Source organism: Dietzia lutea (assembly GCF_003096075.1).
GTDB classification, from domain to species: Bacteria; Actinomycetota; Actinomycetes; order Mycobacteriales; family Mycobacteriaceae; genus Dietzia; species Dietzia lutea.
This window is the reverse complement of record NZ_CP015449.1, coordinates 569,925-589,228: the sequence shown is the minus strand read 5'-3', so window position 1 is coordinate 589,228 and position 19,304 is coordinate 569,925. Positions and strand designations below refer to the sequence as shown.

Annotated in this window: 16 protein-coding genes; 13 read left to right on the top strand and 3 right to left on the bottom strand. The window is 71.7% G+C overall.

Annotated elements, in window-relative coordinates:
* Positions 1-132 precede the first annotated feature (132 nt).
* From A6035_RS02640 to A6035_RS18410, 4 genes are all read left to right on the top strand, one after another.
* Positions 133-4,878, top strand: coding sequence for a DUF5979 domain-containing protein (locus A6035_RS02640; protein WP_235026635.1), 4,746 nt, complete (start codon positions 133-135; stop codon positions 4,876-4,878).
* 89 nt (positions 4,879-4,967) lie between these two features.
* Complete coding sequence (locus A6035_RS18415; RefSeq protein WP_167400695.1) at positions 4,968-5,135, top strand: hypothetical protein; 168 nt, start codon at positions 4,968-4,970, stop codon at positions 5,133-5,135.
* A gap of 122 nt (positions 5,136-5,257) precedes the next feature.
* Positions 5,258-6,064 (top strand): class E sortase, encoded by an 807-nt coding sequence (locus A6035_RS02635; RefSeq protein ID WP_108846493.1) that lies wholly within the window; start codon positions 5,258-5,260, stop codon positions 6,062-6,064.
* A 3-nt stretch (positions 6,065-6,067) separates the two neighbouring features.
* Positions 6,068-6,220, top strand: a complete 153-nt coding sequence (locus tag A6035_RS18410; RefSeq protein WP_167400694.1) for a hypothetical protein — start codon at positions 6,068-6,070, stop codon at positions 6,218-6,220.
* Between the two features lie 48 nt (positions 6,221-6,268).
* Here A6035_RS18410 and A6035_RS02630 read toward each other — a convergent pair whose 3' ends face one another.
* Both A6035_RS02630 and A6035_RS02625 read right to left on the bottom strand, forming a co-directional pair.
* Positions 6,269-7,069 carry a SurA N-terminal domain-containing protein gene (locus tag A6035_RS02630; RefSeq protein WP_244192513.1) on the bottom strand — a complete coding sequence of 267 codons (801 nt, stop codon included), beginning with the start codon at positions 7,067-7,069 and terminating at the stop codon, positions 6,269-6,271.
* 182 nt (positions 7,070-7,251) lie between these two features.
* Complete coding sequence (locus tag A6035_RS02625) at positions 7,252-8,391, bottom strand: baeRF3 domain-containing protein (protein WP_108846492.1); 1,140 nt, start codon at positions 8,389-8,391, stop codon at positions 7,252-7,254.
* Positions 8,392-8,558: 167 nt separating this feature from the next.
* On the opposite strand from A6035_RS02625, the gene A6035_RS02620 reads away from it, so the two are divergent.
* From A6035_RS02620 to A6035_RS02600, 5 genes are all read left to right on the top strand, one after another.
* Positions 8,559-10,169, top strand: coding sequence for an MFS transporter (locus A6035_RS02620; protein ID WP_244192512.1), 1,611 nt, complete (start codon positions 8,559-8,561; stop codon positions 10,167-10,169).
* A gap of 461 nt (positions 10,170-10,630) precedes the next feature.
* A complete protein-coding gene (locus A6035_RS02615; protein WP_108846491.1) occupies positions 10,631-11,533 on the top strand; it encodes an AraC family transcriptional regulator in 903 nt (300 codons plus the stop codon).
* Positions 11,534-11,938: 405 nt separating this feature from the next.
* On the top strand, positions 11,939-12,472 hold the full coding sequence (locus A6035_RS02610) for a CAP domain-containing protein (protein WP_108846490.1): 534 nt from the start codon (positions 11,939-11,941) through the stop codon (positions 12,470-12,472).
* A gap of 253 nt (positions 12,473-12,725) precedes the next feature.
* A complete protein-coding gene (locus A6035_RS02605) occupies positions 12,726-13,349 on the top strand; it encodes a CAP domain-containing protein (RefSeq protein ID WP_108846489.1) in 624 nt (207 codons plus the stop codon).
* A 156-nt stretch (positions 13,350-13,505) separates the two neighbouring features.
* Positions 13,506-14,096, top strand: coding sequence for a CAP domain-containing protein (locus tag A6035_RS02600; RefSeq protein WP_108846488.1), 591 nt, complete (start codon positions 13,506-13,508; stop codon positions 14,094-14,096).
* Positions 14,097-14,161: 65 nt separating this feature from the next.
* On the opposite strand, the gene A6035_RS19120 is transcribed toward A6035_RS02600, so the two are convergent.
* On the bottom strand, positions 14,162-14,698 hold the full coding sequence (locus tag A6035_RS19120) for a TetR family transcriptional regulator (protein WP_108846487.1): 537 nt from the start codon (positions 14,696-14,698) through the stop codon (positions 14,162-14,164).
* 106 nt (positions 14,699-14,804) lie between these two features.
* Here A6035_RS19120 and bioB point away from each other — a divergent pair, with 106 nt between their 5' ends.
* The 4 genes from bioB to bioD are packed head-to-tail and all read left to right on the top strand — an operon-like array spanning position 14,805 to position 19,285.
* Positions 14,805-15,935, top strand: coding sequence for a biotin synthase BioB (gene bioB / locus A6035_RS02590; RefSeq protein ID WP_108846486.1), 1,131 nt, complete (start codon positions 14,805-14,807; stop codon positions 15,933-15,935).
* Between the two features lies 1 nt (position 15,936).
* A complete protein-coding gene (locus A6035_RS02585; RefSeq protein ID WP_108846485.1) occupies positions 15,937-17,289 on the top strand; it encodes an adenosylmethionine--8-amino-7-oxononanoate transaminase in 1,353 nt (450 codons plus the stop codon).
* Positions 17,286-18,530 carry an 8-amino-7-oxononanoate synthase gene (locus A6035_RS02580; RefSeq protein ID WP_108846484.1) on the top strand — a complete coding sequence of 415 codons (1,245 nt, stop codon included), beginning with the start codon at positions 17,286-17,288 and terminating at the stop codon, positions 18,528-18,530. Before A6035_RS02585 ends, A6035_RS02580 begins: the two co-directional genes overlap by 4 nt.
* Positions 18,527-19,285 (top strand): ATP-dependent dethiobiotin synthetase BioD, encoded by a 759-nt coding sequence (bioD, locus tag A6035_RS02575; protein ID WP_162533974.1) that lies wholly within the window; start codon positions 18,527-18,529, stop codon positions 19,283-19,285. Before A6035_RS02580 ends, bioD begins: the two co-directional genes overlap by 4 nt.
* Positions 19,286-19,304 lie beyond the last annotated feature (19 nt).

Sequence of the window (19,304 nt, the reverse complement as noted above, 5' to 3'; positions counted from 1 at the left end):
CATCCCGGTTTCTTACGCCCCTCTCAGCTGAGTCGGATCATCCGCTCGCCCACCGAAATGGCGCGTCTCCGCCGATCGCGCCCGCCTCTCCCGGCTGTTCGCCGAACCACAAGCCACATCGAAAGGACCACAATGCGTAATCTCGTCCTCCCACATCGCCACGGGGAGGGGGTGGTTCGGTGGATCGCCCTCCCGGTGATCTTCGCTGTGCTCGCGCTGATTGCCACCTCGTTGACCTTCCCGTGGGCGGCGTCCGCGCAGGAGACGTCCGCGACGCCAACCACTTCGGCGACCACCCAGACCACATCGGCAGCGCCGTCCGCCCGGAGTGACGGACCCACCGGAGCCACGTCGTCGGGCACGGCGACCACCTCGGCCCAGCCGCGCACCAGCACCTCGGCGCGGACGACGCCGTCCTCGGTGCCGTCCGCGGAGGCGCTCCGCCAGGCGCCCCGGGTGGGCACCCGGAACGTCGAGCCGTTCGCCCTCAATCCGGGCATCGTCGTGACGATCGAGGAGCTCGAGCGCTACCCGGATGCCGTACCTCCCGGGGAGACCCTCCTGATCGGAGACACCGTCGGGGTCCAGGGCACCTGGACCGCGCCGGACGATGCCGTGGGCGGCGACCAGTTCACCATCGCGTTCCCGGACGCCCTCGAGGTCGAGACGGAGGGCTTCCCGCTCAACGGCGACGGCGGCACTGTCTGGGGCAACTGTGCGATCGCGAACAACACGGTGACGTGCACGCTCACCGACACCGTCAACGACCTCTCCGACGTCGGGGGGACCTTCTACCTGTACTCCACGGCCACCGAGCGCGTCACCTCCGAGACGGTGGAGTTCCGCTTGAGCGGCGAGGTCACGGTCGTGGACCTTCCCGGCGACGGCGGCATCGGTGACGGCGTGACGATCGGCGACGCCGAGAAGTCCGGCGCGTTCACGCCGGACAAGCAGGCCATCACCTGGACCATCGACATCCCGGGTAGCGAGCTGGCCGCGCTGGCCGACGAGAACGGCGCGGTGACCCTCGAGGACACCCTGTCTCCGAACATGCAGCTCTGCGTGGACCGGTCCGCCCCGTCCCTGCGGGCCGGCCGCGGGGACGACATGCCGGTGGTTCCCGGTGGCGTCAGCGTCACCCAGGGCGGGGCCGGGTCCCCGATCTCCATCGTGATCGACACCGGTGAGGCCTTCGACGAGGACTTCCTCTACCGGGTCCAGTACATGACCTGCACCACGAGCGGCGAGGTCGACCCCTCCGGAACCCAGTACACCAACTCCGTGGACATCGGCGGCACGGTCGTCGGCGAGGGCATCGGTCAGACCTGGACTCCGACCACGTCCCCGTCCAAGTCGGGATCCTGGGCGGGTGGCTCGCGGTACTCGCGGCTCAACTGGGACGTCTTCGTCCCCGGCACGGTGTTCACCGCCGATGGATCGGTCACGATCGACGAGTCCCTGAGCACCAACCACGGGGTGTGCGCCGACGGACTCGGGCTGACCGTCACGATGCGCGACCACCTGCCGCTTCCCGGTGAGAACAGCTCCGCGTCGACCCGCGTGACGGACCGGTTCACGATCACCGGTCAGCCCGCCGACGGGGCAACGAGCTTCACTCTCGGTCTGACCTGGAATGACGGCGAGTTCGACCCCGAGAAGTACTACATCATCGAGTTCCCGACGTGTGTGACGGGCGACGAGGTCCCCGACTCGACAGTCGAGTTCACCAATACTGCGACCATCAACGGCGCGGTGGTCAGCAACTCCGTGAAGGGCCACACCTTCCCCGGCAACAAGGGCGGCACCTACAACCAGGAGCCGCGGGTCGTGAACGGTGAGGAGCAGCCGGCGGGTACGACCATCGACTGGCGGATCGACGTGCCGGGACACGACTTCGAGGAGCTGTCCGAAGCCGTCATCGAGGACACGTTCTCGGAGTCCCAGGCGGTGTGCGAGGTCGGAGACGATCTCAAGGAGAACCTCAACCTCACGGTGACCGCCCGGGACTTCCAGAACAACGCCGACGAGAACGCGACCCGGGACCTCACCGAGGGCACATCGGTCACGCTCGAGGGCAGGACACTGACCTTCACCCTTCCGCGGGAGGAGGGCGACTACAACCGCGAGATCACCTACGACATCGACTACACGCTCTGTACCTCCAGCGGCGGCGTGGATGCCCGCGGCACCGTCTACTCGAACGACGTGGCCGGGGGCGGCTTCGAGGAGGGCGCCTCCCAGAGCCGCAGCTCGGGCGCCGGCGGCACGGGCCGCGGCGTGGCCCGCGGCTCCTTCTCCCTGGACAAGGTCATCGCCCCGTTCTCCGAGGAATTCGCGCGGGACACCCCGTTCACAGTGCAGGTCGAGGAGTTCGCCCCGGGTACCGACCCGGCGACCGCCACGCCCGATGAGAAGTACACGGTCGAGGTGACGGCCGACGGGCCGGCGGTCAGCGGCCACTTCACCCGCGGTGCCGGCTGGCAGATCCGACTCACCGAGATCAACCTCCCGCACGGCAACGGCGTCTACTTCGAGCCCGGCGTCTTCCTGCCCGCCGATGGTGTCCAGCTCAGCGAGGACCGCACCCAGGCGCTGGTCACGATCCAGCCGCGCGTCAACGTCGAGGTGCAGCTGGAGAACAACGCGCAGTACGGCTCGGCGCGGGTGACCAAGAACGTCGTGGACAACACCGCCGGCGGACTCACCGGTGACGAGAGGTTCGTCGTCCGGGCGAGCATCGACACCGGCGTCGAGGGCTCCGGCACGGAGCTCCGCGAGTTCACCCTCGGTGACGGTCAGTTCTACGACCTGGGCGACCTGCCCGTCGGCACCGAGGTGACGTTCACCGAGGTCGAGCCGGTCGACACTGATCGGGTCACCTGGTCGGAGCCGGTCATCGAGCCGCAGCGGCTGGTGATCGGCCAGGACGCGGCGGCCAACGTCGTCGTCGTCACCAACGAGGCCTCCATCACGCAGGGCACCTTCGAGATCTCCAAGGCCCTCACCGGCCCCGAGGCCTTCAGCGACGCGGTGCCCGAGACGTTCCAGGTGATCGCCGCCTGGACCGACGGGTCGGGGGCGCAGCGGAGGACCCTCACGCTGCCCGCGGACGGTACCCCGGTTCCGTTCGGCGAGGATCTGCCCGGCGGCACCGAGGTCACCCTGACCGAGGTCCCCCAACCCGACGGCAACGGCCTGGCCTGGGGCGTGCCCTCCTTCAGCGGGGACGTCTCCGGCGCCACCGCCGGTTCCGCGGTGGTGACGATCGGCCGGGAGCCCGCCGAGGTGACCGTGACCAACCACGTCGACAGGAACGACGGCACGCTGCGTCTGACCAAGCAGGTCAGCGGAGAGGCCGCCGAGGCCGTGGGCGACGAAACGGGGTTCACGGTCGAGGCCCGGTGGCGCGACGGAACCACCTACCGCACCGAGGAACTGACCGTCACCCAGGGTGAGTCCACGCCTCTCGGCGTCGACCTCCCGGTCGGCACCGAGGTGACCTTCACCGAGGTCGCGCGGCCGGAGATCGCCGGCGTCGAGTGGGGCGACGTCTCGTGGGGCACCGACCCCTCGGGCGAGTCGTGGCTGGTCACAAACCCGGGTGGCACCGCCACCGGCATCGTTTCCGACGACCCGACCGACGGCCGTCTCATCACCCTCACCAACGAGGCGAAGTGGCTGAACGGTTCGGTCGGCTTCCAGAAGTTCGTCTTCGACGGCGAGGACCCGGTCCCCGCGACCGACGCCGGTCTCCCCGCCGGCGCCGAGTTCGAGGTCCGGATCGACGGCATCGACCCGGCGCTGCCGGCCGACGTCGACTTTCCGGCCGTTGGTGATCGCATCACCCTCGACGCCGCGAACGACTGGAGCTGGGAGTCCGGTGACGTCCTGCCCAGGAACACGGTGATCACCTTCTCCGAGGTGGACCCCGCTCCCCTGGCGGGCATGGACTGGGCGCGGCCGTTCTACTACGTGGCCGCGGATGCGGGTGAACCGGGCGACCGGGACACCGTGCAGATCGTGCCCGGCGACCACGCCGAGGTCGAGATCCGCAACCGTCCGATCCCGACCACCGAGGTGAAGATCGACAAGATCGTCACCGGTCCGAAAGGCGACCAGGTTGCCGGCGACGAGTCGACGACCTTCCAGGTGACCGCCACCTGGACGGACCCCGACGACGAGGAGCGGTCCTGCATCGTCGATGTCACCCCGACCGGTGGGATGACGCCGACCTCCGAATGCGAGGCGGCAGTGGTCGACGGCAGCGTCCAGTTCCCTCTGGACACCGAGATCACGTTCATCGAGACCGGTGCCCACACCGACGTGAGCAACGTCAACTGGGGCGCCGTGTCGTGGAGCGTCGCCGACGGTGACGCGGACATCGAGCAGATCGAGGGCGAGCCCACCGGCGTCGTCGTCACCCTCACCGGTGACGCGGGCGATCCGGTGAGCCTGGAGCTGGAGAACGAGACCAGCAGCAGAGGGCTCATCTTCCTCCCGATCCCGATCCCGCTTCCTCCGTTCGACGGTGGCTCGTCGACCCCGCCGGGGCCGGGCTCGTCGACTCCTCCGGGACCGGAACGTCCGGGTGGCCCCCATGGACCGCAAACGGGTGATCAGGCAGGATCCGATGACCCGTCGACCCCGGGGGACCCGGCGCGACCGGATCGGCCCTCTGTGGCCGGGACCGCCGGTCATGCCGGAGCACCGGGCAAGCCGGCGCCGGCGACCGCCGCGTCGGGGAAGAACAGTGGTGCGTCCACCCTGGCCGTGACGGGCACGAACGTGGCCTGGCTCGGCGGGGCCGCGCTCGCGCTGATCGCGGGCGGTGCGTGGCTGGTGCTGCGCAACCGCAGGAACCTGGCCGACACGGAGTAGTACCCGGCGGTGTGCCCCGCCTCCGGGAACGCCGGAGGCGGGGCACACCGTCCCGGGAGTCCCACCACACTCATCCTCGAGGAGAGAACATGTTCAGTATCCCGCTCGGCAGCGTCATCGACGATGTCCAGACCACCGGGTCCGCCGCGGTCGACCTGCTCGGCAGTCTGTCGATCTTCCTGTACGACCTCATCGGCGGCGACGTCGGCAGCTCCGACCTGGACTGGTCCGACCTGACCGGGAGTCTCTTCAACTAGTAACAGCAACTACCGGCGGTTCCGGCCCGCTGCGCAGCACTACGCTGCGCCGCGGGCCGGTGCTCGTCGTGAGACCATTCTCGAGGCCTGCCGGCAGCGACCACCAGGAAGGAACCACGCCGATGATCGAACCCGTCACGACAGGCTCGACGCCCCGGCGCGCGCCCACCATCGGTCAGGTCGCCGGGGAACTGCTACTGACCGTCGGCGCCCTCCTCCTGCTCTTCGTCGTCTATGAGGCCTTCTGGACCAATCTCGCCGCCGGCCGGCTCCAGGACGAGGCCGCCGCAGAACTCGACCGACGGTGGGACGACTCCCCCGTCGCTACCAGCGAACCGGTGCCCCCGAAGGTTCCCCAGCTCGGCCATGCGTTCGCCCGCGTGCACCTGCCAACGCTCGGCCCCGATGCCACCTACGCGGTCGTGGAGGGCACCCGGAACGAGGACCTGCGCACCGGCCCCGGCCACTACGTCGACACGCAGATGCCGGGCGAGCCGGGCAATTTCGCCCTCGCCGGGCACCGCAACGGATCAGGCGCCGTCTTCGAGCGCTTGGACCAGCTCGACTCGTGCGATGCGGTCGTGATCGAGACCGAGACCCAGTGGATGACCTACCGGCTACTGCCGGTCGAGGCCGACGGGCCGCAGCGGCGGGACACGGCGCAGGACTGCCTCACCCCGCAGCAGGTCGAACGGGTCACCACAGGTGACTACTCGCACGTCCGCGGCCGCCACATCACCACCCCGGACGCGGTGGAGATGATCGCGCCCGTACCCGGCGCGGCAGGAACGCCCGAGGCCCCCGAGCGACTGGTGACCCTCACCACATGCCACCCGATGTACTCGAACGCCGAGAGGCTGATCGTGCACGCCGTGCTCACCGAGACCACCGCCAAGGCCGACGGCCGCCCGGCCGCGTTGGAGGACTGACAGATGTACGCCTACCTCTGGCGATCCCTGCCCGGCCCGCGGCCGGTGAAGGCGCTGATCGCAGTGGCCCTGCTGGTGGCGGTGTTCCTGCTGCTCATGGAAGTGGTGTTCCCGTGGGTCTCACAGCAGCTACCGCACAACGACGTGACCGTGTAGGCGCTGCCCGCCGGGCGCGCCAGCTGGCAGCGGTCGACAGGTGGCGGCCTACAGGTGGACGGTGACGTCCGCGTCAGCGCGCAGCTCCTGCGACAGCTCCTCCATCGCGCCGGCCTCCTTCTGGACCCGCACCTGCTCGGAGACCTCGCCGCGGACCTGCTCCAGCGGCGGCAGTCCGCCCCCACCGGCCGCGCCGCCGGCACCGCCGCCGGCCATCGCCTGCTGCTGACCGATCTGCTCGTAGGCGGCCTCGACCTCCTCGTCGGTCACCTCGAACTCGCCGAACTCGGACGTGATGAGCTTCTCGACGCGCAGCTGTTTGTCGATCTGCTCCATCACCGCGTCGCGGTCGAGCCCCTGCTCCCCCATCGCAGCGATGAACTCGTCGGTGCTGACCTGGTTGGTCTCGGCGAACTCCTCGAGCTCCGCCTGGATCTCCTCGTCGGAGACCTCAATGCCCCGCTTCTCGGCCTCCTGCGTGAGCAGCTCGGTGCCGACCAGACCGTCGGTGGTGAGCTTCTTGAGCTGCGCCTCGTCGACGGGCTGGCCCGTCATCTGCGCCTGCATGCTCATCTGCTGGTACTGGTTCTCGAACACCGACAAGAACTCGTCACGCGAGATCTCGGTGCCGTTCACCTCGGCCACCGGGTCAGGGACGTCCGACGTATCGGGCCCCTCGGGCGACTGCTCGCCACCCTGATCCGGCCCGGCCGCCTGTCCGGACTGCTCGGCGGCTGCGGGCGCGGCCGTGGCGCCGCCCTCGTCGTCGTCGCCCCCGGCGCCGCACCCCGCGACCACCAGTGCGAGTCCCGCGGCGGCGACGGCCGCCCTCCATGTCCTCGTGCGCACTCGATCTCCTCACGTTGTTCGTGTGCGTGAAGACGCCGACGCTACACATCCGAGTTGAGCGAGAGCTGTGCGCGCGGAGGGCGGCGCGGGGCGCCGGGGCGCCGGACAGCGCGGCGTGCGCGGGCACGAACAGCGCGGCGGGCGGCGCGGAACCTCACCCGCGCCGCCCGCCGACTGGTGCGTCAGAACCGCAGGATCGCGCCCTCCGACACGTCCTGCGGCAGCGAGTCCACCACGATGACCGACCCGGACGTCGCCAGGACCTGGCCGATCGCCGAGTCCAGGTCGTCGGGCCCGTGATCGGCGCCGCAGCGGCGGCGGGTGATGAGCAGCCGCTCGATACGCGCCTCCTGCGCGGCCTTGAGGATGTCCGATCCGCCGCCGGCGATCGCTCGGCCGGCGCCGATCGCGTCGCCGAATCGCTCGGCGTCGCGCTCGGCGAGACGGCCGAACGCGGGCTGCACGACCTTCCAGGCCCGATCGTGGAGATCACCGGGCGACAGCGCATCCGGGTTGCCGGCCGCGACCTCGTCCACCAGATTCTCGTACTTCAGGAACTCGCGGAACCGCGGCATGTACTCGGCGACGGCCGCCAACACCACGAGGCGGCGGTCGTTGGGCTCGAGCACCTCCTCGACCCCGTGCGCGACCTGGCGCAGGAACTTCTCCAGCTGCACGTCGCCGACCTCGGCGCCGGTGCCGTGGCTGTGCACGACGCCCCCACCCGCGGTGCTGCCCGCGTGTCCGGCGCCGGCCCCGGCGCTGAAGCGCTGCTGCTGGTGCGGCGGCGGCTGCGTGTCACCCGCCATGTCGTCGACCGACGCGGGGATCGAACCCAGGTCGAGCTCGCGGATCGTCGACGCGGTGCCCTCGAGGAGCCGGACCTTGTTCTGGCTCACCGCGACCACCAGGAACGTACGGTCGCCGACCGCCGCCGGAACGATCGGGCGGAGCGCGAACCGATCGCTCACGTGGACCGCCTCCGGCAGGTCGGTGGTCAGGCGGTACGCACGCCAGATGCCCTTGGCGGCGAACATCGCGAGGCCGTCGGCCATGGAGTTCCAGTAGGGGTCGTCCTCGAGGAGGGTGACCAGCGGCCCGAGGATCTCGTCCGTCTCCTCCCCCGTGGCGCCGTGGGCGCGGAGCTGGGCCTCGGCCTCCTTGATGAGCGACTTGGCGCGGATGGGGTTCTCGCGGACCTCCGCGCCCCCGCGGGCCGTGGGCAGGAAGATGGACACGGCCCGGCCGGTGGTGCCGCCCAGCTCGGTGAGGTCGGCGTACGGGATGGGATCTGCTTCTGCGGTGCGGATTGGATCAGCCATGACCTGACGTTACCGACGACTCAGGTGTGGGTGAAGGTTGTGACCGGGTTGTTGTGGGGCTGTGACATCCGGTGCGCGCCAGACGGTGCCGGGGGCCGGACCGCTGGCGCCGGGGCCGGGCCGCTGGCGCCGCGGCGCGTGTCCGCGCCGGGGATACCATCGCGGGAGTGACCGATCAACGTGTGGAGACCGCGACCCTCCGGCCGGTGAGCACGGCGAAAATCCTCACGCCGCTGATGGTGCCGTTGTTCATGGCGCTGCTGGCGCTGTCGGTGATCAACGTGGCCCTGCCGGTGATCGGCACGACGTTCGACGCCGAGTCCAGCAGCCTGCAGTGGGTGATCTCGGGGTACGCCCTGGCGTTCGGTCTGCTCCTGGTGCCGTCGGGACGCCTCGGTGACGCGACCGGCCGCAAGCGGATTTTCCTCGCCGGCGTCACCGTGTTCATCGTCGGCGCGCTGATCGCGGGCTTCGCGCAGTCGATCGAGATGCTCAACCTCGCACGCCTGGTGCAGGGCGTCGGCTCGGGGATGCTCAACCCGCAGACCTTCGGCCTCATCCAGAAGTACTTCCGCAAGGAGGCGCGCGCCCGGGCCTTCGCGACCATGGCCACCACCGTCTCCATCGCCACCGCGTCGGGGCCGCTGGTGGGCGGGCTGCTCATCGAGGCCCTCGGTGAGGACCTGGGCTGGCGGGCGATGTTCCTGGTCAACGTGCCGTTGGGCGTGCTGGCCCTGGTGTTGGGGCAGCGCTGGCTCGCCGACGACCGCGCCCTCCCCCACGCCGACGAGGCCGGGCCGGACGTGGGCGGGTCCAAGGCGCGCGCGGCGGCGATGGCGCGCCAGGAGCGGGTCACCGCCCGACGGGACGACGACAACGACGACGACAACGCCGGCGGCTCCGCCACTGGAGCGGACGCCCCGGGCGCGCGAGGGCCGTCTGCGACCGGGCCGGTCCCCGGGCGTCGGCGGCTCGATCTGGACCCCATCGGTATCGCGCTGCTGGGTGTGGCCGTGCTGGCGGTGATGCTGCCGTTCCTCGGCCGCGACCTGCACCCGGCGTACTGGGCGCTCGTGCCCGCCGGTCTGGCCCTGCTTTGGGCGTTCGCGTGGTGGGAGCGGCGCTACGAGCGGCTCGGGCGGCCGCCGCTGGTCAACCCGGACATCTTCCGCGACGCGGGCTTCCGCAACGGCATGATCATCGTGTCCATCTACTTCGTGGGCGGCACCAGCCTGTGGGTCATCATGCCGCTCTACCTGCAGTTCCACCTGGGCTACGCACCCATCGACTCGGCGTTCATCAGCCTCCCGGCGTCGGTCTGCGCGGCCATCTCCGCGCAGGTCGCGGGGCGGTTCGTCCTGCGCCTGGGCCGGCGGATGGTCATCACCGGCTTCTCCATCACGATCACCGCACTCGTGACGTTCATGGTCCTGGCAGGGTTCGTCGAATCGGGCGCGCTGCACTACCTGGTGTTCATGGCCCCGGCGGCGTTCGTCGGCATCGCGCAGGGCATGACCATATCGCCCAACCAGACCCTCACCCTGCGGGCCGTGGATCCGGCCTACGGCGGCGTCGCGGGCAGCATCATCTCGCTCGGCCAGCGCATGGGCACGGCGGTCGGCACGGCGATCGTGCCCGGGGTGCTCTTCGGGATCGTCGAGACGCAGGGCGACTGGCTGCTGGCGTTCCGCGCGGCGCTGGGCATCATCGCGGTGCTGGCCGCGGGAGCGTTGGCGTTCAGCGTGGTGGACCGCCGCCGCGAGAAGCGCTGGGCCTGACACCCTGCACCCACGGGGACGGGGGGCTCGGCGAGAGCAGAGTCGACTCACCCTTCTCACCCGCCCTCACCCGCGATTCACCCTCTTTTCACCCCCCGATTTGCCTGCTCAGGGCCCTGGTCTTGGGTCGGTGACGACTAGCCTCCAGACCGTTGGCAGTGAACACGTCGTTCCGATCCGAGGAGGAACATGGACGCGTGGGAGGACTACGTCGAGTGGTCGGGGTTGGACGAGTCCGCGTTGGGCGGGGCCCGTCCTGCCGGGAATGCGAATCGGTTCCCCCTGTCCGACCTCTCCCCGGCCGCTGGGCCCCGGCGACGCCGCCCCGTCACTGAGTCGTCGCGATGCGGGCGCGCGCTGTTCTCGGCGCTTCGCCGGCGCACGGGATAGCGCCCCCGGGTCACCGGATCCGGCATTGATTATCGGGCGGGCGAGCCCGGCGCTGCAGCAGGATCGACACCGTGATCGCCGCACTGAACGCCCTCGTCGACCGGCTCGAATCCGCCCTGGTCGGCGGTGACCCCGCCGCCGAGGTCGCCGCGACCGCCGCGGATCACGGGACCACCGAGTACCACCTGCGCCGGATGTTCGCCTCGCTCGCCGGCATGCCGGTATCCGAGTACGTGCGGGCCCGCCGGATGACCCTCGCGGCCGCCGAACTCGTCGCCGATCGCGCCGACCTGCTCACCGTGGCGGTCCGCTACGGCTACTCCTCCGCCGAGGCATTCACCAGGGCCTTCCGGGCCGTCCACGGCGTGTCGCCCACTGAGGTGCGGGTGGCCGGCGGCCCGGTCCGGTCACAACACATCGTGGGGTTCCGCCTCACCGTCGAAGGGAGAGATCCGATGGACGTCCGCATCGTCCACACACCGACACTGTGGTTCGCCGGGCATTCCGCGCGGGTGCCGCTCCTCTACACCGGCGTCAACCCGCACATCGCGGCGCTCGTCGAGTCCGTCACCGAGGCGCAGAACGCCCGGCTGCTGGAACTCAGCCGGGGCACCGACGGCGCCGACCCCCGCGGCATCCTCGCCGTGAGCGGTGAGCCCGAGGGCGAGCTGGGACAGGCGAGCCCCGAGGGATCGATGCTCACCTACCTGCACGGGGTCGCGCTGAGTGCGCCACCGCCGGATGACCTCGACAGCATGGAGGTCCCCGCGGGGGCGTGGGCCGTATTCTCCAGCGAGGGCCCCTACCCGGAGACCCTGCAGACGACCTACGCCGCCACGGCCACGGACTGGTTCCCGTCCAACCCGTGGCTTCTGCGTCCCGGGCCGTCAGTTCTGGCGATCATCCGGATGGACGACGCCTGCTCATGGGCGGCGACCGAGATCTGGATGCCCGTCGAACCGCAGCCTCGCTGACCTGGTCCCGGCCGGCACGTGGCGGGTGTCGGCCGGGTGAGTGTCGGCAGGGTGAGTGTCGGCCGGGTGGCCACGGGGCTGATTCGACCGGGCGTGGGACCTGGTGTGTCGATCATCTCAGCGCGCAGACGGCGAAAAATCGCTCATCGAGGATTGACCGGCCCGGGGGCCGCGAGCCGGGTCAGGGCCGCCTTTCGTGGGCCCGCCGGGCCGCACCCACCGCTCCTGGACGTCCGTCTAGACGACGGGGCGACAAACGGCGCGCCGACCTGGCCTTTCCGCGAGGCGACGCCGCGAGCGGCGGGGGTGGGTTCCGCCGCGGTCGCGGAGACGTGACCTTATCCTCAGGTTGTGGCAGCCCCTCCGCCACCCCTCACATCCCCCATATCCCCTCAGGATCCCCTCATGAGAAGCACTGTCCGGCTCCGCGTACGCGCTGTCGCCATCGCCGCCGCCACTTTCACCGTCCTGGCCGCCCCGATCACCGGCGCCCAGTCTCTCGAATTCACCATGGCCGCGCCGACGCCGTGCGAATCCGCGACCGCCACGGAGCTCGAGCAGGTGATCGAGGACATCCACGAGCACACCAACCGCGAGCGCGCCGCCGTGAAGGCGGCCCCCGTCAAGCGGCTCGAGAGCCTGGACGGGATCGCCCAGGCCTGGAGCGAGCGGATGGCCGCCGAGGACCGGATGTACCACAACCCCGGCATCCGCGCCCAGGTCACCGCGACCTACCCGGGACAGTGGCGCAGCTACGGCGAGAACGTCCTGCAGAACTGGTGCGGCGCGAGCGGCGAGACCCTGGTGCGCCAGTGGATGAACTCGCCCCCGCACCGCGTCAACCTGCTCAATCCCGCCCACACCCACCTCGGCGTGGGCGCGGACGTGGCCGACAGCAGCAAGCTGTACTCCACCCAGAACTTCGTCAGCCTGCGCTGACCCCACCGGCCCGCGCGGCCGCAACCTCCCGGCGACGCCCCTGCTCTGACGCGGGGGCGTCGCCGTTGTCGTCGGTCGGCCTGTTCGACACCCGGCGTCGCGGCGATCCCTGGGCGAACGAATCGCACGCCGTGTAACGCGTGTGACTAGAGTGGCGATAGTTACAGAAGTGAACGCGCGGCAAGCCCGCCGTGCCGTCCACTTCCCCCACGCAAGCCCGGCGCGAGCCGGGGCCCGAGGAAAGGACCATCGCGTGCGTCACCACTTCCGCTCCGCTGTCGCCACGGGCGCCGCAGCCCTTCTGCTCGTCTCCGGCACGGGCACCGCGGCCGCCCAGGGATCGCTGGAGTTCGCCCTGCCGTTCGGCCTGGCGATCCCCGGCCTGTCCTCGCTCGCCGCGGCCGGCCCCCAGCCCGGCGGCGCCGCGGCATCCGACCCCGGCACCGCCGATCTCCTGCCGGAGGAGGTTCGGCTGATGGCGTTCGAGGGCAGCGTGGTGGCGGCGGTCAACGACGCCCGTCTCGTGGTGGGCGCGGACCGGCTGGTCACGGACCCGGTGCTCGAGGCCTCGGCCCGTGAGCGCGCGGCCGACCTCGCCGCGGGCGATCCCACCACCGGTGACGTCCCCGTTCCCGCCGACGCCCGTACCGCTGAGGACGCCGACGACGAGGAGGCTCCGGCGGGTGAGGACACCGGCGACCGCACCGTGCTGACCCTGCCCGCCGGCGCGACGCCGCAGAAGACGCTGTCCGCGCTGCTCACCGACACCGGGATGCGGGAGCGCATGCTCGACGGCGAGTTCACGCGGGTCGGCGTGGGAGTGGTCACCGCGGAGGACGGCACCGTGCACGTGGTCCAGGACTTCGCTCGCGACTGACTTACGAACACCCGTCCAGAGCAGGGCCGCGCCCGGCTGCGCGGCCCTGCTCACTGCGGCTGAGGGCGGGTGACCGGTGGCTTAGCCTCGGAGCCGGTTCTTAGGGTGGCGCCCGTCGGCCCGAACGCCGGGCCGTGTCAGGCGAAAGGCATACGCATGACCCGAGCCAACACCCCCCTACGCCGCGGCCTCGTGATGGTCGCCGCCGCCACGACCACCCTCGCGCTGGGCGCAGCCCCGCAGGCCTCGGCCCAGGGATCGCAGATCCAGGTGCCGGACATCCAGGCGCCGCAGATCGAGCTGCCCGGGCTGACGATCGGCGGAGCCGAGCCGGCGCCCGCCGCGGCCGACGACGCCCCCGCCTCGGGGCCGGAGTCCGCCGCGTACCGCGCGCAGCTGGAGCAGGCCACCAACGCCGCCCGCGCGGCCAACGGAGTGGGCCCCCTCGCGGTACACGCCGGACTGACCGAGGTCGCGGTCCAGTGGAGCAACGTCCAGGCCACGCAAAACCGGATGTTCCACAACCCGAATGTGCGCACCCAGATCCCCGGGGGCTGGCGCTCCTTCGGCGAGAACGTGCTGCAGAACTACGAGCGCGCCACGCCGCAGCAGCTGGTGGATCAGTGGATGCGCTCGCCGAGCCACCGCGACAACATCCTTGACTCGCGGCACACCTCGATGGGCATGGGCGCCGCCGTGGCTGCGGACGGCAAGCTCTACGCCACCCAGGTCTTCGCCCGCTACTGACGCCGCCCCTCCCCGGCCGGCCTTCATCCGCCGGCCGCAGGAGCCGAGCCGAGCGGGGCCGCGCGTCAGGCGGGCACGCCCGCGAGCAGCGCGTCCAGGCCCTGCTCGAACCGCGCCTCGAACTCGACCGGCGGCGTCGCGGGATCGGCGACGGTGAGGTTGTTGTGGGTCTGCTCCTCCAGGCTCAGGCCCACCACGTAGGAGGTCAGAGCCGTCGTCAGGCCCGCGGCCCGACCCTCCAGGCCGTGGCGGGCGCAGGTGGCCTCGACCGCCCCGGCGACCGGGTTCACCGCACCCGCCGCGAGGCCGAGCGCGACGATCTCCGCGCCGTCCGGCACGCCCGTGACCGCCGCCCGCAGGGCCGCGCCCACTTCCCGCAGCTCGGCGGCCGCCGACGCCCCGGAGCCCACCGGCCCCATGGCCGCGAGGATCCGCTCGGAGACCGAGGCGAGCAGCGCCTGCTTGGACGACACGTGCCAGTACAGCGCACTCGGCTGGACGCCCAACCGCGTCGCCAACGTGCGCATCGACATACCGGGCAGCCCGGACTCGCGGAGCAGGTCGAGTGCGGTATCGACGACCGTTGTCGTTGTCAGGGCCACGATCGACGATCCTACCGCCCGACCCCGATTTCCCTGAACGCTGTACAAGTCGGAGCAGCTGGGTTAGCTTGAACACCGTTCAATGAACGGCGTTCAGGAGGAAGCCATGCCCGTCCCCACCCCCCGCTGGCACGAGCTCGCGGACCACGTCCTCGCCGGCGGAGCCGTCACCCCGGCGGACGCCCTGGCAGTCCTCGACTCGCCGGACTCCGAGCTCATGAATGTCGTGGCCGCGGCGTCCCGGCTGCGCTTCGAGTACTTCGGCACCACCGTCAAGGTCAACTACCTGGTCAACCTCAAGTCCGGCCTGTGCCCGGAGGACTGCTTCTACTGCTCGCAGCGCCTCAACTCCACGGCCGGCATCCTGCGCTATACGTGGCTCAACACCGACGAAGCCGTCACCGCCGCCAGGGCGGGCATCGCGGCCGGAGCCTCGCGCGTGTGCCTGGTCGCCAGTGGCACCGGCCCCAGCAACCGCGAGGTCGGCAAGGTCACCGACATCATCGAGGCCATCAAGTCCGACACCCCGGGCGTCGAGGTGTGCGCGTGCCTCGGCGCGCTCAAGGACGGGCAGGCCGAGAAACTCTGCGCGAGCGGCGCCGACGCCTACAACCACAATCTCAACACGGCCGAGAGCCATTACGAGGACATCTGCACCACGCACACGTACGCCGACCGCGAGCACACCGTCGCGCAGGCGCACGGCGCGGGCCTGTCGGCGTGCTCGGGCTTCATCGCCGGTATGGGCGAGTCCCGCGAGCAGCTCGTGGAGCTGGCGTTCGACCTGCGCGCGAAGGAGGTCGACTCGATCCCGGTGAACTTCCTCCTGCCCTTCGACGGAACCCCGCTCGAGGGCGTCGACACGCTCAACCCGCGCGACTGCCTGCGCATCCTCGCGATGGTCCGCTTCGTCGCCCCCGACACCGAGATCCGCGTGGCCGCCGGCCGCGAGCGGCACCTGGGCCACCTGCAGGGCATCGCCCTGTACGTGGCGAACTCCCTGTTCCTGGGCGACTACCTCACCAGCGAGGGCCAACCCGGCGCCGAGGACCTGCAGATGATCGCCGACGCCGGCCTCGAGGTCCTGCGGATGGACCAGCCCGACCACGCCGACGAGCACCCCGCCGAGCACGCCGAGCCCGCGACCGCGGCGCCCGCCACGGCCCCCGGAAGGCGGGACGAGAAGGTGGCCATCCGCACGCGCGGAGCCGGCACGAGCGAGCCCGCGAACGCCTGACATGTCGGCCTCGGTTCACCTTCCCCGGACAGACGGCCTCGTCGTCGACACCCCCACCGCCGCGCCCACCGCCGCGCCCACCGCCGCGCTCCTCGCCGCTGACGCCGAGCACGTGTGGCACCCCTACGGCGGGTTCCCCGCGAGCACGGAACCGCTGCCGGTCGTCTCGGCGCGGGGCACCCGGCTCCAGCTGGCCGACGGGCGCGAGCTCGTCGACGGCATGAGCTCGTGGTGGGCGGCGATCCACGGCTACCGGCACCCGCACCTCGACGCGGCCGCGCACCGCCAGATCGACACGATGAGCCACGTGATGTTCGGCGGGCTCACACACGAGCCGGCGGTCGAGCTCGCCGCCCGGCTCGCCCGCCTCGCCCCCGGCGCGCTGAACAAGGTCTTCCTCGCCGACTCGGGCTCTGTGTCTGTAGAGGTCGCGGCGAAGATGGCGATCCAGTTCCAGCGCTCGCTCGGCCGCCCGGAGCGGACGCGGCTGGCGACGTGGCGCGGCGGCTACCACGGCGACACCCTCGCGCCGATGAGTGTCTGTGATCCTCAAGGCGGCATGCACGCGATGTGGCGGGGCGTCGTGGCCGAGCAGGTCTTCGCGCCCGCACCGCCCGCGCATTACGACGCGGCGTACGTCGCCGAGTTGGAGCGGGTGATCCGCGAGCACGCCGATGAGCTGGCCGGGATCATCGTGGAGCCGGTCGTCCAGGGCGCCGGCGGGATGCGCTTCCACCACCCCGACCACCTGCGCGATCTGCGGCGGTTGGCCGACGAGACCGGCGCGCTGCTCATCTTTGACGAGATCGCCACCGGCTTCGGCCGCACCGGCGAGCTGTGGGCGGCCGACCACGCGGGCGTCGCGCCCGACGTGATGTGCGTCGGCAAGGCCCTGACCGGCGGGTATCTCACCCTCGCCGCGACGCTCACCACCGATCGCGTGGCCGAGGTCATCAGCGCCGGCGAGGCGGGTGGCCTGGCGCACGGGCCCACGTTCATGGGCAACCCGCTGGCGTGCGCGGTGGCGTGCGCGTCCCTGGACCTGGTCGAGGCCGGCGAGTGGCGCGAGCAGGTCGCGCGCATCGAGGCGGGTCTGCGGCGCGGCCTCGCGCCCGCGCGCGAGCTGCCGGGCGTGGTGGACGTGCGGGTGCTCGGCGCGATCGGTGTGGTGCAGCTCGATCGGCCGGTGGAGATGACGACGACGACGAGCGCGATCACCTCCCACGGAGTGTGGCTACGCCCCTTCCGGGACCTCGTCTACACGATGCCGCCGTTGATCTCTACGGATGAGGAGATCGACCTGATCTGTGCGGCCGCGGTGGCCGGGGCGGCGGCCGCGGGGGCGGGCCGATGACCGCGCGCGCCTGCTGCGGCGGGCCCGCCGGGGCCGGGGCGGGTCCGGCCGGTGCGGCTCCGGCCGGGCGCTCCACCGCGCTGGACTGGCTCGACGACGCGGCCGCCGACCGCGCCGCCCGGGGCCTGCATCGCGTCCTGCGCCCGCGGCCCGCCGACGACGGGGTGATCGACCTGGCCTCCAACGACTACCTCGGCCTGGGCCGCCACCCCGAGGTGGTCGAGGCGGCCGTGGCGGCGACCCGCCGCTGGGGCGCGGGTGCGACCGGATCGCGCCTGGTCACCGGTACCACCGAGGACCACCTCGCGCTGGAGAGTGAGCTCTCGGGGTTCTGCGGCCAGCCCGCCGGGCTCGTGTTCTCCTCGGGCTACACCGCCAACCTCGGCGCGGTGGTGGCGCTGTCGGGGCGGGGATCGCTCATCGTCTCCGACGGCGGCTCCCATGCGTCGCTCGTGGACGCGTGCCGCCTGTCGCGGGCGCGGGTCGTGGTCGTCGACCGCGGTGACGTCGCCGCGGTCGCCCGTGCCCTGGCCGAGCGCACCGAGGAGCGCGCGTTGGTCGTCACCGACTCCGTGTACAGCGCCGACGGCGAGCTCGCCCCGCTGCTGGCGTTGCACGGCGCGAGCCGCGCCCACGGGGCCGTGCTGCTGGTCGACGAGGCCCACGGGCTCGGTGTGCGTGGCACCGGCGGTCGTGGGCTCGTCGAGGAGCTGGGGCTGAGCGGGCACGAGGGCGTGGTGGTCACGGCGACGCTGTCCAAGGCGCTCGGCTCCCAGGGCGGGGTGGTGCTGTGCTCGGAGCGCGTCCGCGACCACGTGGTGGACACCGCGCGCACGTTCATCTTCGACACCGGCCTCGCGCCATCCGCAGTGGGCGCGGCCCGCGCGGCGCTCGGCGTCCTGCGCCGCGACCCCGCGCTCGCCTCGCGCGTGGTGAAGGTGGCCGAGCACCTGGCCGCGGTCACCGGCGCCGACCAGCCACGGTCGGCGGTGGTGTCGGTGATCCTCGGCGATCCGGCCTGCGCCGTCTCGGCGGCCGTCCGGTGCCTGGAGCTGGGTGTGCGCGTGGGCTGCTTCCGGCCGCCGTCGGTTCCCGAGGGCACCGCCCGGCTGCGGCTCACCGCCCGCGCGGATCTGTCCGAGGCCGACCTCGCGCGCGCGAGCGATGTGCTCGCGCGCGTGCTCGACGAGCACGGCCACCGGGCCACGGTCTCCGCGCGGCTCGACGGGGCGTCGGCGTGACAGGCGCGCCGGTGGTCGTCACCGGCACCGGCACGGACGTCGGCAAGACGGTGGCCACCGCGGCGCTGGCCGCGGCAGCCCGGGCCGTCGGCCTGGACGTGGGCCTCTGCAAGCCGATCCAGACCGGCCTCGCCGCCGGCCAGCCCGGGGACGCCGACGAGGCCGCGCGACTGTCGGGAGCGCGCCGCGTGCTGGAGGTCCGGCGGCTGCCCGATCCACTCGCGCCCGAGACCGCCGCGCGCGTGGCCGGTCTGCCGCAGTCCACGCTGGCGGAGCTCGTCGATCCGATCCGGGGCTGGCTCGCGGAACCCGTGCCGGGCGACGCGCAGCTCGCAAGCGCATCCAACTGCGAGGCGGACGTCGGGCCCGCGTGGACCGACGGGCGCCTCGACCTCATCGAGGGCGCCGGCGGCGTGCTCGTGCGACTCGGCACCGACCTCACCGTCCTTGACCTGGCCGCCGCACTCGACGCCCCGGTGATCGTGGTGGCCCGAGCCGGTCTGGGCACCCTTTCGGACACCGAGTTGGCTGTACGCGCGGTCGAGGCGGCGGGCCTGCGGTGCGCGGGGATCGTGATCGGGTCGTGGCAGTACGATCCGAACCTTGCCGAACGCCTCAACCTGGAAGACCTCCCGCGCCTGACCGGTGTGCCACTGCTCGGCCGGGTCCCCTGCGGTGCGGGTGGCCTCGGCCCGGCGGAGTTCGCGCGCCTCGCGCCGGGATGGCTTGAGACCGACGTCCTCGGCATCCTGTGAAGGGCAGATCCGCGACTAC